This window comes from Bacillus sp. OTU530 (assembly GCF_038440375.1).
In genome coordinates, this window is sequence record NZ_JASATP010000002.1 from 128,080 (window position 1) to 145,151 (window position 17,072).

15 protein-coding genes and 1 pseudogene are annotated in these 17,072 nt (G+C 37.8%); 15 read left to right on the forward strand and 1 reads right to left on the reverse strand.

Annotation, left to right across the window (positions count from 1 at the left end):
* Positions 1-143: 143 nt before the first annotated feature.
* The 5 genes from AAHB12_RS01930 (at position 144) to AAHB12_RS01950 (ending at position 5,502) form a co-directional block, all read left to right on the forward strand.
* Complete coding sequence (locus AAHB12_RS01930; protein WP_342044127.1) at positions 144-1,130, forward strand: SIS domain-containing protein; 987 nt, start codon at positions 144-146, stop codon at positions 1,128-1,130.
* A gap of 392 nt (positions 1,131-1,522) precedes the next feature.
* A complete protein-coding gene (locus tag AAHB12_RS01935; protein ID WP_342044128.1) occupies positions 1,523-2,809 on the forward strand; it encodes an ABC transporter substrate-binding protein in 1,287 nt (428 codons plus the stop codon).
* Between the two features lie 62 nt (positions 2,810-2,871).
* On the forward strand, positions 2,872-3,750 hold the full coding sequence (locus AAHB12_RS01940; RefSeq protein ID WP_342044129.1) for a carbohydrate ABC transporter permease: 879 nt from the start codon (positions 2,872-2,874) through the stop codon (positions 3,748-3,750).
* A gap of 2 nt (positions 3,751-3,752) precedes the next feature.
* Positions 3,753-4,643: a carbohydrate ABC transporter permease gene (locus AAHB12_RS01945; RefSeq protein WP_342044130.1), complete on the forward strand. Its 891-nt coding sequence runs from the start codon at positions 3,753-3,755 to the stop codon at positions 4,641-4,643.
* Between the two features lie 16 nt (positions 4,644-4,659).
* Positions 4,660-5,502 carry a fructoselysine 6-kinase gene (locus AAHB12_RS01950; RefSeq protein ID WP_342044131.1) on the forward strand — a complete coding sequence of 281 codons (843 nt, stop codon included), beginning with the start codon at positions 4,660-4,662 and terminating at the stop codon, positions 5,500-5,502.
* 64 nt (positions 5,503-5,566) lie between these two features.
* On the opposite strand, the gene AAHB12_RS01955 is transcribed toward AAHB12_RS01950, so the two are convergent.
* Entirely contained in the window at positions 5,567-6,298 is a 732-nt protein-coding gene (locus AAHB12_RS01955; protein WP_342044132.1) for a GntR family transcriptional regulator, read from the reverse strand.
* Between the two features lie 343 nt (positions 6,299-6,641).
* On the opposite strand from AAHB12_RS01955, the gene AAHB12_RS01960 reads away from it, so the two are divergent.
* The 10 genes and pseudogenes from AAHB12_RS01960 to AAHB12_RS31645 form a co-directional block, all read left to right on the forward strand.
* Positions 6,642-7,361, forward strand: a complete 720-nt coding sequence (locus tag AAHB12_RS01960) for a 3-ketoacyl-ACP reductase (RefSeq protein ID WP_342044133.1) — start codon at positions 6,642-6,644, stop codon at positions 7,359-7,361.
* 405 nt (positions 7,362-7,766) lie between these two features.
* Positions 7,767-8,552 (forward strand): IclR family transcriptional regulator, encoded by a 786-nt coding sequence (locus AAHB12_RS01965; RefSeq protein ID WP_342044134.1) that lies wholly within the window; start codon positions 7,767-7,769, stop codon positions 8,550-8,552.
* Positions 8,553-9,316: 764 nt separating this feature from the next.
* Positions 9,317-9,970, forward strand: coding sequence for a bifunctional 4-hydroxy-2-oxoglutarate aldolase/2-dehydro-3-deoxy-phosphogluconate aldolase (locus AAHB12_RS01970; protein WP_342044135.1), 654 nt, complete (start codon positions 9,317-9,319; stop codon positions 9,968-9,970).
* The gene (locus AAHB12_RS01975) at positions 9,967-10,980 is read left to right on the forward strand and encodes a sugar kinase (protein ID WP_342044136.1); all 1,014 of its coding nucleotides are present in this window, start codon (positions 9,967-9,969) and stop codon (positions 10,978-10,980) included. Before AAHB12_RS01970 ends, AAHB12_RS01975 begins: the two co-directional genes overlap by 4 nt.
* Before the next feature lie 80 nt (positions 10,981-11,060).
* On the forward strand, positions 11,061-11,891 hold the full coding sequence (gene kduI / locus AAHB12_RS01980; RefSeq protein ID WP_342044137.1) for a 5-dehydro-4-deoxy-D-glucuronate isomerase: 831 nt from the start codon (positions 11,061-11,063) through the stop codon (positions 11,889-11,891).
* 24 nt (positions 11,892-11,915) lie between these two features.
* A complete protein-coding gene (gene kduD, locus AAHB12_RS01985; RefSeq protein ID WP_342044138.1) occupies positions 11,916-12,695 on the forward strand; it encodes a 2-dehydro-3-deoxy-D-gluconate 5-dehydrogenase KduD in 780 nt (259 codons plus the stop codon).
* A 472-nt stretch (positions 12,696-13,167) separates the two neighbouring features.
* On the forward strand, positions 13,168-14,253 hold the full coding sequence (gene bglB / locus AAHB12_RS01990) for a beta-galactosidase BglB (RefSeq protein ID WP_342044139.1): 1,086 nt from the start codon (positions 13,168-13,170) through the stop codon (positions 14,251-14,253).
* A gap of 133 nt (positions 14,254-14,386) precedes the next feature.
* Complete coding sequence (locus AAHB12_RS01995; RefSeq protein WP_342044140.1) at positions 14,387-15,937, forward strand: MFS transporter; 1,551 nt, start codon at positions 14,387-14,389, stop codon at positions 15,935-15,937.
* Between the two features lie 154 nt (positions 15,938-16,091).
* Entirely contained in the window at positions 16,092-16,406 is a 315-nt protein-coding gene (gene rhaM / locus AAHB12_RS02000; RefSeq protein ID WP_129728469.1) for an L-rhamnose mutarotase, read from the forward strand.
* Between the two features lie 44 nt (positions 16,407-16,450).
* Positions 16,451-16,651, forward strand: a pseudogene (locus AAHB12_RS31645) (hypothetical protein); the annotation flags it as partial.
* Between the last annotated feature and the right edge of the window lie 421 nt (positions 16,652-17,072).

Below are 17,072 nucleotides of genomic sequence, written 5' to 3' on the forward strand. Positions count from 1 at the left end.
AGGTTCAAAACAGAGTAATAAATGAAATATTAGAAAAATTCAGAAAATACATATTGACGCATAACAAAATATTATGTAACATAACAATATATAACATATTAAAAAACTATGTTATATAAAATGAAAATAAGAGGTGGAAAGAAATGAGTAAAGCGGTAGCGAATGTAAACAGTCAAGTGCAGGTTGTGTTGGATGAATTGCAAAGTAAAAGCATCAGCAATATATTTTTTGTAGCATGCGGCGGTTCCTCTGCTATTATGTATCCGGCGAAGTATGTGCTAGATCGTGAAGCAACAAAACTTGTTTCTGATTTGTATAGTTCAAATGAGTTTATTCATCGAAATCCACGTCAACTAGGGGAAGAATCACTAGTTATTTTGTGTTCCATGTCCGGAACGACTCCTGAAACAGTAGAGGCCGCTAAGTTTGCAAAAGAAAAAGGGGCTTATACAGTAGCTTTGACGAATGAGCCAGAGTCTCCATTAGCCAAAAACTCAGACCGTTTCTTGAAATATGAATGGGGTAATGATGTAAACGCTTTCGATACTAATCTTGGCGTTTTATATCAATTAGTCTTTGGGGTATTGCATGTTGTTGAAAACAATGAAAAGTTTGTAAGGTTAGTCACAAGCTTAGAGAATTTACAAGCTGTGTATGAAAAAGCATTGCAACAAGAAGGCGAAAATGCAAAGGTGTTCGCAGCATCTCATGCAAAAGAGCCTGTCATCTATACAATGGCAAGTGGGGCTAACTATGGAGTTGCTTATTCCTTCAGTATTTGTATTCTTATGGAGATGCAGTGGATTCATTCACACGCAATCCATGCTGGTGAGTATTTCCATGGTCCATTTGAAATTATTGATGAGAAAGTACCATTTATCATCCTGCTGGGGTTAGATGAAACAAGAGCGTTGGAAGAGAGAGCGCTGTCCTTCTCTAAGCGCTACGGAAAGAAGCTTACTATCTTAGATGCAAAGGAATACGATCTTGCAGGTATCGATGAAGAGGTAAAAGGATACATTGCGCCGCTAATCTTAAACCGTGTATTACGTAAGTATGCAGAAGAGCTAGCAGAAGCGCGTAATCATCCGTTAAGTACAAGACGTTATATGTGGAAGGTGGAATATTAATCTATCTTAATAAAACTTTGAATATTTACTCTTTTTAAAATCTACAATATAATGTTATATGACATTATGGTATAGTTTTTATCAAAGATATAATAAATTTTAGGAATATTTTTCAGATAACATGGACTGCTGACTGTAAGGGAAGGCTCCCCGACCGATGAGATAAAAGATATCTAATCGGTCGGAGAGCTGTCCTTCACGAGCAAAAGGCGCAGATCCGCTTTTCTTATACTGTAAGAAAGGATAAATTTCCAGCTAGAAGCGAATTCGATGTAGTCGGAAATTTTAAGAATACCATATAAGCGCAACTACGTCTCTGTCTTCGCCAAAGGGCAGGGCTCGCCAATTGGCGAGTTTTCTTTAAAACATAAGTTGATAAGGGGGCAATATCAATGAAAAAGGCAAAGCTTGTATTGGCATCAGTTTTGGGCTTATCTTTATTGCTTGGCGGCTGTTCTGGCCAAAAAACGTCTTCTGAGGCAAAAGATGAGAAGGGAACAATTACGTTAAAATTTTTCCACAGGTGGCCAAAGGAGCCTGAGAAAAGCTATTTTGAGAATGTTGTGCAGGAGTTCGAAAAGCAGCATCCTAATATCGACATTCAAACAGAAGCTGTCTTAAATGATTCCTATAAAGAAAAGATTAGAGTATTACTAGGAACGAATAATCCCCCCGACATATATTTTACGTGGAGTGACCAATTTGCCTACAAGTTTGTACAAGGAAATAAAGCTCTTGATTTAACCTCTTATTATAAGGAAGATACAGCTTGGTCCTCCCAGCTTGTTCAAAATCAAATCACCCCGTTTTCATTCGATAATAAATATTACGGTGTACCTTGGCAAATGGACGGTAAGTCATTTTTCTACAACAAGGATATCTTTGCAAAGTTGAATTTGCAGCCTCCTACAACATGGGACGAGTTCATGAAGGTACTAGAAGTATTAAAAGAAAATAACTACACTCCTATCGCATTTGGAAGCAAAGCTACATGGCCAATTTCCCATTATATTGGAACTTTGAATCAAAGGTTGGTTGACGAAAAAACGCGTGAAAAGGACTATAATCCGAAAACAGGAGCATTTACAGACTCTGGCTATGTAGAAGCACTGAAAAAAATCAAAGAGTTGATCCCTTATTTTACAGAAAACTCAAATTCTGTTGACCATGAATATGCAAGAGGAACATTTAATTCGGGTAAAGCTGGCATTCTGTATGCAGAAACAGCCGAAATCTCATTGGTACCAGATGTGAAAAACTTAGGACTCTTTCATTTCCCTGCAATTGAAGGACAAAAAGGAGATTCGGCTTATTTAACAGGGGCACCTGAAGGCTTTATGGTTTCGTCACAAACAAAGCACCCAAAAGAAGCAATGGAGTTTCTGAAGTTCTTAACCTCTAAGGAAATGGGAGAAAAATTAGTGAAGGATGTTGGCAAGTATAGTGCAGTAAAAGGGACTGCGAATGAGACCAATGCTACTCCAATTCAAATAGAAGCGGTTAATCAGATTTTAAATGCTAAGCAAATGGTTCCTTGGTTTGATACAGATGTGGATATAGAAATAGTAGATGCGTACTTAACGAATACTCAACTGATGCTGAATGGAGAAAAAACTCCTCAAGAGGTTATGAAAGAGGTACAAAAAGCTGCGGATGCCCTAAGAGCATCTGAAAATTGATGACGCGAGAGAGGAGAAGGCAGCCCTCTGCCTTCTCTTTCAGTAAAAGGAGTGAGACAATCGTGTTAAAACGCAATAAGTTCATACCATTCCTATATCTGTTTCCGGCATTGGTATTTTTATTATTTGTCTATGTTCCGATTTTCCAAAATATCAGTTCCAGCTTCTATAAGTGGAGCTCCTTTTCTCCAGATAAAATATTCGTAGGGCTCGATAACTATGTAAACTTGTTTCAAGATCCAGTCTTTTACCAGGCTTTAAAAAATAATGTTCTCTATGCAATTATCTCAATTATATGCCAAGTCTTTGGGGGATTGGTAATTGCTGCCGTTTTAGAAGACAAGCTGATTCGCAAGTTTTCCCCTATTTTTAGAACTATCTATTTTCTTCCCGTTGTGATTTCGATGACTGTCATCGCGCTGTTATTTAGCTTTTTCTATAATCCCGATATTGGATTGCTAAATCAATTACTGCGCGGGATAGGACTGGATAATCTGGCAAAGGCGTGGCTAGGCGATAGCGATACCGCAATGTATGCGGTGATTGCAGTATCTCAATGGCAATCAATTGGGTATATCGCGATGCTGTATATCGTGGCGATTCAGAAAATCTCGTCCGAACTATACGAGGCTGGTGAAATAGACGGTGCGAATAAAATACAATTGTTCTTCCATGTTACAGTCCCGCAAACGAAGGAAATGTCATTTGTAACCGTTATTATGACCTTGGCTGGAGCGTTTACAGTATTTAACGAGCCGTATATTTTAACAGGCGGAGGGCCAGGAAATGCATCTGAGGTACTGAGCACATACTTATATAAGAATGCATTTGTGAAGGATGCGATGGGATATGCATCTACAATCGCAACCGTCATTCTGATAATCACCGTAATTCTTTCCGCTGTTCAAATGGGGCTATTCAAAACAGGAAGGGAGGAGTAAGCATGGAGGTTTCAAAGCCGGAGTCTGTGACAGCAACCCTATCTGTGGAAGCTGTGAAAAGAAAAAAACGGGGAACAAGCTATGCTGGGCTAACAGGTGTATACATGATGCTGATTGCATACTTAGTTGTCATTGCTTATCCATTACTATGGATGGTAATGAGTTCATTCAAGACCACCGATGAAATTTTTACTCATAGCTGGGCTCTTCCTAAGCAATGGTTATTTGAAAATTACACGGCTGCTTGGAACCAAGGAATTTCTTCCTACTTCTTAAACAGCGTAATTGTAACGGCGCTGACTTGTATGATAACTGTTTTAGTCAGCTCATTGGGTGCATATGGATTGTCCCGGTTTGAATTTAAGTTTAAATCTATTATTCTTATTATTTGTTTAGGGGGACTTATGCTATCTCCTCAGGTTAGCTTAATTCCGCTCTATAAGATGATTCAGTCAATCGGTCTGTATAATACGTATTGGGCGTTGATTCTTCCTTATACTGCGTATCGTATCCCATTCACAATATTGCTCATTCGTTCTTACTTTCTATCTATTCCGAAAGAGCTTGAGGAGTCGGCTTATCTAGATGGTTGTACAAGCTTGGGGATATTTGTAAGGATTTTCTTGCCAATGAGCAAGCCTATTTTAGCGACAGCTACCGTTTTGACAGCCTATCATACATGGAATGAATTTATGTTTGCTATTATCTTTATAGACGATAATAGTTTAAAAACAATACCGGCTGGGCTCATGCAGTTCCGGGATGTATTGCAGACGGATTGGGGAGTATTGTTGGCTGGATTGACAATCTCAGCCGTACCAATTGTTGTTGTTTTCTTATTCCTGCAAAAATATTTTGTTCGTGGGATTGCAAATGGAAGTATAAAAGGATAATGGGGAGGAAATATCAATGAAATTATTGGCAATCGGGGATAACGTAGTAGATTATTATAAAGATCAGGGGAAAATTTATCCTGGTGGCAATGCACTGAATGTAGCGGTGTTATGCAACCGATTAAATCATGAACAGTCCTCCTATATGGGGATTGTAGGAAACGATGAAGCAGCTATCCATGTGCTGGAGTCGCTACGGCAGGAAACGGTAGACATCAGCAGAATCAGACAAGCTGTCGGGGAGAACGGAATGGCTGTTGTTACGCTTGATGAGGAAGGGGATCGTATTTTTGTCGGCTCCAATAAGGGAGGTGTTCAATCACGGATGGGAATTGTGCTGGATGAGCAGGACTTTGATTATATCCGTCAGCACGACCTTCTCCATACAAGTGTGTATAGCCGTCTAGAGCATCATCTTCCGAAATTAAGTCAGGTGATTGATATTGCATTTGACTTTTCTACCAATCAAGAAGAACCGTATTTGCAGCAAGTTTGTCCGCATATAAGCTATGCCTTTTTCTCTGGAAGCGGCCTAACGGAGCCGGAGTGTGTAGAATTAATTGGGAAGGTACATTCGCTAGGGACAAAGGTAGTATGCATCACACGTGGTGGAGAAGGTGCCATTTTATCAATTGAAAATGAAATATACAAACAGCCTATTATCCCAACCTCGGTTGTAGATACGTTAGGGGCTGGCGATTCCTTTATTGCAGGCTTTCTCTCCTCTTATGTACAAGAAAAGAACGTAAAACAGGCCTTGCATATAGGAGCCACAGTTGCATCGCAAACCTGCCAATATTATGGAGCATTTGGCTACGGAAAAGACTATACTTCTGATTCTGCCATTGTTCGAAGCTAAAGAATACATAAGGAAAAAAGGGGAATGAAGTCGCACATTATAACGTGGACTCATTCCCCTTTTCTTATGAGGTAGATGTATCGATTGTAAATGTCACACGGTTTGCAGGATAATATAGAAAGGAAGAATGAATCGGCTGCTTGGTGACATCATATGCAATTTTCTCAACCTTAAAGAGCGGTTCTCCCACTTCACATTCCAAATGCCTTGCCTCCGCGGCGTTGGCAAAGATTAAATTTAATAATTTCTGATTATGAACAGGTGTTACATTATACTTGCTTTTTAATGTCTCATACATAGAAATCGAATCTTGAACGTACTGATTCAAGTTCGGGAAGACACTAAGGGGATAATGAGAAATTTCCAAAGCGAGAGGTTTATCGTCAAAATATAAAATACGCTGCAGTTCCAGTACATCACTTTCTGAAGAGACACACAATACTGCAGCAATTTGTTTAGATGCAGGCTGGATGTTGAATGAAAGGATCTTGTTGTGGGGGGCTTTCCCTAATTCCGACATATACTCGGAATGTCCGTTGACTGCGATTAATTCCCGTTTTACCTTTGGATGTTGCACAAATGTTCCCTTTCCTTGCTGCCTGACAAGAAAGCCTTCCTCTACTAATTCCAGAACGGCTTTTCTAACTGTAATTCGGCTTACACCATAGATTTCACATAAGTCTGTTTCCGTTGGCAGTCTTTCGCCAGGGGAGTATATACCTCTATGAATATCCTCTGTAAGTGCTTGCTTTAGCTGAATATAAAGCGGTGTAGAACTATGCGTGTTCAGCTTCATGCATGCATCTCCTTTCTTAAATTCTTATGCTGGAATAAAATGTTAACTTTCGACTAGTAGCGAATTTCGCGTAGTGAGAAATTTTAGGAATACAGTATAAGTGTAACTACGCCTCTGTCTTCGCCCGAAGGTAGGGCTTACCAATCGGTGAGTTTTCTTTATTTAAATTATAACGTAATGTAATGTTATAATACAAATTTTCTGCTTGTTAAGAAAATAGGTCGTATCTCTTACTCAAGCAGATCAGATGCTCTATTTCTGAACAGGAGATTCGCTTTTTTGGAAATATATCCTTATAATAAGCTATTGTTACATAGCTGAAGTAAAGAAAGGATGTGCAAGCATGCAATCATTACAAGGAAAGACAGCGATTATTACAGGTGCAGGCAGAGGGATTGGCCGTGCGGCTGCTATTGCATTAGCTAAAGAAGGCGTAAATATTGGGCTCATCGGATTAACGATGGCAAATCTGGAAAAAGTAGCGGAAGAATTACAGGAGTTTGATGTAAACGTGTCTGCGGCTGCGGCGAATGTTGCAGATTTAGAATCAATTACCCATGCAGTGGCACATATTACAGAGGATTTGGGTCCGATTGACATTCTTATTAACAACGCAGGTACTGCCAAGTTTGGCGGCTTTATGGAGCTAGAGCCTGCCGAGTGGGAAAACATCATCCAAGTAAACCTCATGGGTGTGTATTATACAACAAGAGCAGTATTGCCGCAAATGATTGAAAGAAAGTCAGGAGATATTATTAATATTTCCTCTACAGCTGGTCAAAAGGGAGCGCCTGTAACGAGCGCGTACAGCGCATCTAAATTTGCTGTATTAGGTTTGACAGAATCATTAATGCTTGAGGTGAGAAAGCACAACATTCGCGTAAGTGCCTTAACTCCAAGCACAGTGGCGACAGATTTAGCTATTGAACAAAATCTAACGGATGGCAATCCTGAAAAGGTAATGCAGCCGGAGGATTTAGCAGAATTTATGGTAGCACAATTGAAATTGAACCCGCGCATCTTTATTAAAAATGCAGGAATGTGGTCGACAAATCCATCATAATAAACATTAGCATGACGCATTTTTAGCATGTCGTGTTTCAGGCTGTGGAGAAAGTCCTCTCCACAGCCTGTTTTTGTGTCGGAATGCTTTTTCGCACTTTAAGAAGTTATAAATTTCCAGGATTGTCATTATGGCTTCTGAAAAGTCAAAATATTGTTATCTTTAAGCAAAATAGTGTGTTGTTCTTTATGGAGAAAGCGTTTACGATAATTTTATAATTAAAGTCATGAAAACTCAAAAATTTAATTGTAGTTTTGCGACACGCTCTAATAAGTTTCTTTTTTGTGTGTTTAATGATATGATTTTTTACAAGTCCTTCTTAATGCAAAGAGAAAGGACTTTTACTGTTTTTATATTTATGAACTATTCCGCAATCTTTTAATCAATAACAAGGAAGTGATGTTAATGGATAAAATAATGGATAAGACAATGGATGAAAAAAAACAGCCTTATGGAACGGTTCTTATTAAAGCATCCATTATCTTGGATTTCTTATCTAAGTGTGATGAACCGCAGCCTTTAATTACCATTGCTAAAGAAACAGGATTAACTACTTCTACAGCTCTAAAAATCCTAGATACTTTGCTTCTAATAGGGTATGTTCAAAAGGATCTGGATTCCAAAAGGTTCAGTCTTGGTTTATCTATGATTAAATATGCTAATAAAGCAATTAATAATTTGGATATAAAACAAATAGCCCAACCTCACTTAGAGGAGTTGCAAAAGGTGACGAGTGAAACGGTTCACTTAGGGATTCGCGATAAGGATAGTATTGTTTATGTAACAAAAATAGAGAGTAAAAATCCTGTATGTTTATATTCTAAAGTTGGTAATACTGTTCCTATGTATTGTTCAGCAATGGGAAAAGCCGTTCTAGCCGATGTGTCAGATGAAGAAGTTAGGAATTATTTAAGCCGTAATCCATTAACTAAATTGACAAATAACACGATTACTACAGAACATGGTTTTATGGAAGAAATAGTAAACGTTAGAGGGTTAGGTTATGCCTATGATGATAGTGAACATGAAGAAGGCGTATTTTGTATTGGAGCATCCATTGCTTTAAATAATAAAAATTATGGTGCGATCAGTGTTAGTATGCCAAAATACAGGTTAACTGAAGAATTTCATAAACAAATTATTGAAGCAGTACAAAAATGCAAATTTAATATCCTGAATGATATTCAATAAGCCAATCTTATCGCAAATAATGATAATAAAATGGCTTCTCTTTAATTTCGATAAAAGCCTCTGATGACAATTGTAATAATAAAATTGTCATCAGAGGCTTTTATTATACTTTTATAAGTTAAAATTTTACATATTTGGGAATTGAGGGTTAATCTGTTATGCATTCAGGATTGCATTCGTTTTCATGATAATATATAATCCGAATATAATTTCTTAATTGTAAATTAAGTTTCCTTATAGGAAATTTAAAGAGCTGTTTGAGTTTTGCTACCCATCAAAAATTGTAATTTGTTAACAGCAATTTATGGAATCGATTCGAATAAAAATATCTTGATTGTTTTCTTAGTAAAAGAAATACAACAAAAGCCAAGCGCTCTTTGAAAAAGTTTTGGCTTTTTTGCACTTTTCGAAAGTATAAATTTCTAGCTAGGAGACCGTTCGACGTAGTGAGAAAGTTTCAGGGGAAAGTGTAAGTGCAGCTAAGCTTAGCACGGGAAAGGTCTATAAGATACAAGTTTTGAACGAAGAAGAAAAGTATTTATTTTATAAAGTTTATTATAAAGTTCATTAAATAAAGGTCAGATGAATCGAAATGTAGATAAGTAGAAATATGTATTTAGGATTGCATTCGTTTTCATGATAATATATAATCCAAGTATAGTTTCTGAATAATAAATTGAGTTTCCTATTAGGAAATTTAAAGTGGTTTTTTGACAGTAAGAAAATTAATTTATTACTAATATGTAAGCTTGTGGAGGAGTCGTATGAATAAACTAAACGTTTTAACAAAAATATCCCAATGTGGAGTTGTAGCGGTTTTGAGAGCTGATTCTGTAGAAGAAGCAGTTCGAATGTCAGAAGCATGTATCGAAGGCGGCATTCTAGGTATTGAAATTACATTTACGATTCAAGATGCAGATGCTGTTATTAAGCAGCTAGCATCCATCTATTCCGACAGAGGAGATGTAGTGATTGGCGCAGGGACTGTACTTGATGCAGCAACTGCTCGTATCGCGATCTTAGCTGGTGCGCAATATATTGTAAGCCCAAGCTTTGATGAGGAAACTGCTAAACTATGTAACTTGTATCAAATTCCGTATATGCCAGGCTGTATGACGATCACCGAAATGAAGCGTGCATTAGAATTTGGAGTAGATATTGTGAAGCTATTCCCGGGAAGCGCCTTCGGATCTGATTTTGTCAAGGCAGTAAAGGCGCCACTTCCACAAGTAAATATTATGCCAACAGGCGGGGTAGATTTAGACAATGTAGAAAAGTGGATTCAAAATGGTTGTGTGGCAGTTGGAGTAGGCGGGAATTTAGTTGCTCCAGCGAAAACGGGAGATTATGCACAAATTACTTCACTTGCTCGGCAATATGTAGAAAAAGTGCAACAGGCAAGGGTAAACCAGCCATGAAAAAAATAGTGACACTTGGAGAAATTATGCTCCGTCTCTCGACCCATATTGGGGAACGTCTTTCTCAAACTAATCACCTGACGATGCATTATGGTGGAGGGGAAGCAAATGTTGGGGTGTCTCTTTCGCATTTTGGCTATGATGTTTATTTTGTGAGCAAAGTACCGGCCAATCCATTAGGTCTAGGTGTGAGGCGTCATCTTCAATCACATGGCGTTCATGTGGATTATCTCTTAACAGGCGGAGAACGATTGGGTACGTATTACTTAGAAGCGGGGATTGGGGAACGAAGTGCAAAAGTGACGTATGATCGAAAATATTCCAGTTTCTCAGAGTTACTAGCAGCCGAATTAGATTTTGATGAAATCTTTCAAGGTGCATCCCTTTTTCATCTTTCCGGCATCACCCCAGCTTTGTCCGCTTGTTTGAAAGAAGTAGCGCTCGTCGCACTGCAGAAAGCAAAGGAACACGGAGTTATGACAAGCTTTGATTGTAACTATCGCGCCTCGCTTTGGAGCCATAAGGAAGCATCGGAAGTGTTTCAAATATTATTGCCGTATGTGGATATTTGCTTCTGCGGTGAATTGGATGCCATTTACTTATTGGGCATTGAACAAGCAGCGGGCACGCTAACAAGAGAAGAGAAACTAGTATTCTATTACGAAAAAATCAAAGAAATGTATCCGAACATTCAATATATGAGTTCTACCTTCCGCGATGTGTACTCAGCATCAAGTAATACATTACAGGGAACTTTATACGCGGACGGTACACTTTATGTATCTAAGAAACATGAGATACAGCCGATTGTAGATCGTGTGGGCGGTGGCGATGCATTTGCGGCAGGAATTCTATATGGTCTGTTGGAAACAGTATCACCGCAAACGACTGTTTCATTTGCGACTGCAGCCTCTGCGTTAAAACATACTGTGCACGGCGATTGTAATGTTTTCACAGTTGAAGAGGTATTCCAATTTATTGAAAATGGTTCTGGTAAGATCGCACGCTAATAAAGAAAACTCGCCGACTATAGAGAGTACTTTTTTGAACTCCTAATAAAACCTAACTAAAAAGAAAAGAGGGATCAATCATGGAAACACGTTATGCGCATCATCCTGAGGATATCAAAACATACACAACAGAACAATTACGCAGTCAGTTTTTAGTAGAAAAAATCTTTGCGGAGGGCGAAGTAAATCTAACATATACGCATGTAGATCGTATGATTTTTGGCGGTGTGATGCCAAAGGCAGAAGCATTAACGATTTCATTAAGCAAAGAATTAGGAGTCAGCTATTTCTTGGAACGCCGTGAAATGGGTGTGATTAATATCGGCGGTGACGGTGTAATCGTGCTTGATGGTGTGGAATACGATATGAAGCGCCGTGATGGTTTATATGTAGGAAAAGGAACAAAAGAGGTTTTGTTTTATTCCAAGGATGCAGCTGATCCTGCGAAGTTTTACATCAATTCTGTGCCGGCGCATCAAACATACCCAACGGTAAAAATTGATATTAACAATATCGAACCCCTTCGTTTAGGAAATCCAAGTACATTGAACCAACGTGCGATTTATCAATATGTTCATCCAAATGTATGCCAAAGCTGTCAGCTTCAATTAGGTTTGACGATGCTAGAGCCAGGAAGCGCTTGGAACACGATGCCGTGCCATACGCATGAGCGCCGCATGGAAGTATATCTATACTTTGATATGGAGCCGGAAACACGTGCGTTCCACTTTATGGGGCAGCCGAATGAAACGAGACATTTAGTGATCAGCAACGAGCAAGCAGCCATTTCCCCAAGCTGGTCCATCCACTCTGGTGTCGGTACAAGCAACTATACATTTATTTGGGGCATGTGCGGTGAAAATATCACGTACGACGACATGGATGCAGTGAAAATGGAAGATTTAAAATAAAGCTGGACAAAGGTGGGGTAAAGAATGACGAATTTAGATACATTTTCCATGGATTTCTTTCGCTTAGACGGAAAAGTAGCGATTGTAACAGGCGGAAACAAAGGGATAGGACAAGGATTTGCAGTAGCGTTAGCAAAGGCCGGTGCGGATTTGTTTATTGTCACACATGGTACTGAGTGGAACGAAACAAAGAAGCTTATTGAAAAAGAAGGCCGTAATGTAACATTTTTTCAAGCTGAGTTAACGAGGAAAGAAAGCATCAACGAAATCGTCAAGGCTTGTTTAGATGCATACGGCAAAATTGATATTTTAGTCAATAATGCAGGTACGATTCGTAGAGCGCCGCTTCTGGAATACACAGAAGAAGATTGGAATGCTGTAATGGATCTTAATTTAAATGCTCTGTACTTTTTAAGTCAAGAAGTAGCAAAGGTTATGGTCGAGCAAAAGAGCGGAAAAATCATTAACGTGGCATCGATGTTATCGTTCCAAGGGGGTAAATTTGTACCGCCATATACGGCTAGCAAACATGGTGTGGCAGGGATTACAAAAGCATTTGCAAACGAATTAGCTGTGCATAATGTACAAATTAACGCAATTGCACCTGGATATATCGCAACAGCAAATACAGCGCCAATCCGTGAAAATGAAGCACGCAACAAAGAGATATTATCACGTATTCCAGCGGAACGTTGGGGAACACCAGCTGATTTAATGGGAACAGTTGTGTTCCTAGCAAGCCGTGCATCTGATTACACGAATGGCCACATTATAGCAGTAGATGGCGGATGGTTGGTAAGATAGAACTGTATCTGTGATTTAGAGAATATTAAATAGTTTTAAAATCATGTACCAAGCCTTTTTTAGAGCAAACTCGTCGATTGGCTTCGCCCTGACCTCGGGCGAAGCCAGAGATGTAGTTGCACTTGCACTGTAGGGAATTTATACTTTCCTGCAGTGTAAAAAAAAGCTTGGTACATAACATTTATAAATGTTGTTTTGTTTTTGTTTTTAACTTTTGTTTTTATGATGAAGTAATAGATTTAAAGTTAAATGTTTAAAAAACAGATAAAAAATGTTGTTTTTCAGTGGGTTTGCTTCTGAATAGCAGATTTTTTGAAAAAAAGAAGTATAATAAAGACAGGAAAGATAATCAAAAGTTAACGTGTAATGAAAACGTTATCTCTCTAATATTATACAATATTTTATTTTTTAAAGCAGTACCATTAGTTTTAACAACCATGCCAATTTATTCATAAAAAGGAGTGCTTTAACGATGCAAAGACAAGAAATTGAACAAAAAATTGAATTATTAATTGATAACTTAGTTAATCTAAATGATCCAGAAGGAAAGTATGCGATTCCTCTTGCAGATGGACGTAAAATAGATAATAAGAGCTTTAATTACTGGGAATGGACAGCAGGCGTAGGCCTTTACGGAATGGTGAAATACTACAAGCTTACCAAAAATGAAAAAGTATTGAATATTATTATTAACTGGTTCGATGAGCAATTTAAACAGCCACCGGTTGAGAAAAATGTGAATACGATGGTGCAAATGATAACACTTGCGTATTTATATGAAGAAACAGAAAATCCAACTTATTTACCATATTTAGAAACATGGGGCGATTGGTTATATCACGATATGACGAGAACAAAAGATGGTGCCATTCAACACGTTGTCTTTGGTTCAGAAAACTACCAACAATTGTGGGACGATACATTAATGATGAGTGTTTTACCTTTGGCGAAGATCGGTCTCTTGCTAAATAAACCTGAATACATTGAAGAAGCTAAAAAGCAATTTTTAGTACACATTAAGTATCTTTTTGATAAGAAAACGGGATTATGGTTCCATGGCTGGACTTTTGAAGGGAATCACAACTTCGCTGAAGCACTATGGGGCCGTGGAAACTCTTGGATAACAATTGCAATTCCTGAATTTTTAGATTTAATTGATTTGCCAACAAATGATCCAGTTCGTCAGATCTTAGTTGATACACTTGACAGACAATTAGAAGCTTTGGAAGCATGTCAAAATGAAAACGGTTTATGGCATACTTTATTGGATGATCCATCATCTTATGTAGAAGCATCTTGTACAGCAGGTTTCGCATTCGGTACTTTAAAAGCTATTCGTAAACGTCATGTAGATAAAAAATATTTGAATATGGCATTAAAAGCAGTCCAAGCAGTTATTGAAAATATCGATGACAAAGGGGAACTACAGCATGTATCTGCTGGTACAGCAATGGGAGACACGCTAGATTTCTATAAAAAGATCCCTGTGACAGGTATGCCTTATGGACAATCAATGGCTATTCTTTGCTTAGTAGAATATTTATATTACAACATTTAAAGAAAGGTGTCCGAGCTCTCGCCTGCTGGTTCGTGGGAGTTCGGAACCTTACAACTGTAAATATTTAAAAAGATCTTTATATATTAGTGTTTCAGATTTTTGATTACGGTTTCATAAATTGGAGGAAGGCAAAATGGGAGAAAGGTCAAAAGAAATAAAACTTATTAATTATTTGTCCTATGGATTAGGTGATTTTTTAGGAGCAGGAGCCTTTGCCTTAACCGCTGCGTGGTTACTATATTTTCTTACAACCTTTTGTGGATTAACCGCCGTTGAAGCTGGTTCCATTTTCGCGATTGCCCGGGTAGTCGATGCAGTTGCTGCGCCAACAATGGGGTATATTACAGATAATTTTCATAAAACAAAGCTAGGTCGCCGGTTTGGGAGACGGAAATTCTTTATTTTAGCTGCGATTCCTCTTGTTCTTGTCTATACGTTAATTTGGGTCGATGGATTTGGATATTGGTACTATCTATTAACGTACATTATCTTTGAACTCGTGTATTCTATGGTCTTAATTCCTTATGATACACTAGCGGCAGAAATGAGCAACGATTATAAGATTCGTTCAAAATTTACTGGCGCAAGAATGTTTATCGCTCAGGCTTCTGCTGTATTTGCTGCATTTATTCCTGGACGTCTTGTAGAAACTCTAGGTAAAGATGATCCTCTCACTTTCTTGTATTCCGGCATCATTTTTACCGTCATATTTATTATCGTGTTATGCCTTCTCTATAAAAATACTTGGGAACGCCCTTTTGATGAAATTCCCGAGGAAAAGCTGGTAGATAAGAGAACATTTTTACAAAATGTTCAAAAGATTTATCTTGATTTATTCTCTACCTTGCGTGTAAAAACATTCCGTCACCACTTAGGTATGTATTTAGGCGGATATTTAAGCCAAGACGTATTTAACGCGGTATTCACTTATTTTGTAGTCTTTGCTCTTATGAAAAGTGCTGTAGTTGCTTCTAATTTATTAGCATTTATGTTTATGCTGCAAATTATTGGTGTATGGATTGCGATGACAATAACTATTAAATTGAATCCAGCTCCGGCTTACCGCACTGCGATTTCTCTATTTATTCTTGGTATTGCAGGATTTATCGTATTAGAGTTTACTGATATGACAAATAGTTTACCGCTATTGTTTGTTATGATTGGTATTGCAGGGTTGGGACGCGGTGGACTTAACTATATTCCATGGAACAACTATGCATTTATTCCTGATGTGGATGAAGCGTTAACGGGTCAGCGACGTGAAGGAGTGTTCGCTGGAGTTATGAGCTTAATCCGAAAAGGTACGCAAGCACTCGCAGTATTTCTAGTAGGTGCTATTTTAGACGCATCAGGATTTGTTTCAGGTCAAGAAACACAACCAGACTCTGTAGTTAATACTATCATATTTATCCTATTGTTTGGTACACTTTTCTTCTTAATTGGTGGATTAATTGTTTCCTTCCGTTACAAATTAACAAAAGAAAATCATGTTACCTTGATAGCTGAGATTGAACGCTTGAAAAATGGTGGATCTAAAAAAAGTGTTACTCCAGAATCTCGTCAGGTGTTTGAACAATTAACAGGTTGGACCTATGAAAAGTCATGGGGGAATAATCCGGTTGGCTATGAGAATTATGTGAATTATAAAAATAAAAAAAACGATGAGAAAGAATTAATCTCGTAGTGTAATATGTAAAGGCTGTAAATGTCTCTTCATTTACAGCCTTTTACGGGTTCGGATAGTTTTGTTACATTTTAATGGATGTTGGCTATCAGGCAGCGACTCTATATTAAAGAAGTTTCTGACGATATTTAAAAAGAACAAAGGAGAATGAATAATGATTAGAAAAGCGTCTATCATGTTTGTTAATAAAGACAGTTATGATGAATATAAACAGAGACATGATGAAATTTGGCCTGAAATGGTAAAAGAGTTAAAAGCACATGGAGCTCATAATTATTCTATTTTTTTAGAAAAAGAAACTGGAAAGTTATTTGCTTATGTAGAAATTGAAAGTGAAGAGAAATGGAATCAAATGGCTGAAACCGCGATTTGTAGAAAATGGTGGGAATATATGAAACCATTAATGAAAACAAATCCGGATAATAGCCCGGTTGCTGTTGAATTAGTAGAAATGTTTTATATGGAATAGATAGAAAATAATTAGTTTAGGTTAGGAATACGAAGGATCTTGTACAAGCTATACAATTTGTATTATTCCATGCAGAGGAATTTAAAATTTCAAAGGAGCATTATGCTGTAGCAGGATTTTTAGCAGGCAGACATCGGGCTGCCACACTTGGAACAGATAACTTTAGGAGCTTATTGAGAGTAAGAAGGGAAAGTTATAAGCGAAAAAAGCCATCATCAAAAGGTGATGGCTTTTGTGCACTGTAGGAAGGTATAAATTTTCAGATAGAAGCGAGTTCGACGTAGGTGGAAGTTTTAGGAGTACAGTATGGGAGCAACTACGGGGCTCACCAATCCTACGCTGACAACCGTAGCCTTAGCTATTCGAACGGCAGATTATATTGCGAACCACAGGGAATAAATTTTTTTTGCACCAGAACCTTAGCTATATATTTACAATTGCATTCGTTTTCAGAATAATATATAATCTGGATATGAATTTTCTAAATAATAAATAACATTTCTGTATAGGAAATTTGTTTATGTTTAAAGTGCGTTACTCCGAAGAGATATTAGGCTCCTGATTTATATTTGTTACAATACAATCTTTTCAAAAGAAGCTGCAGTTACAGAGAAAATTCTCTATTTTTTGTTCCTATCGTCCAAGCCTCTTTCGTTTAGTTTTTAA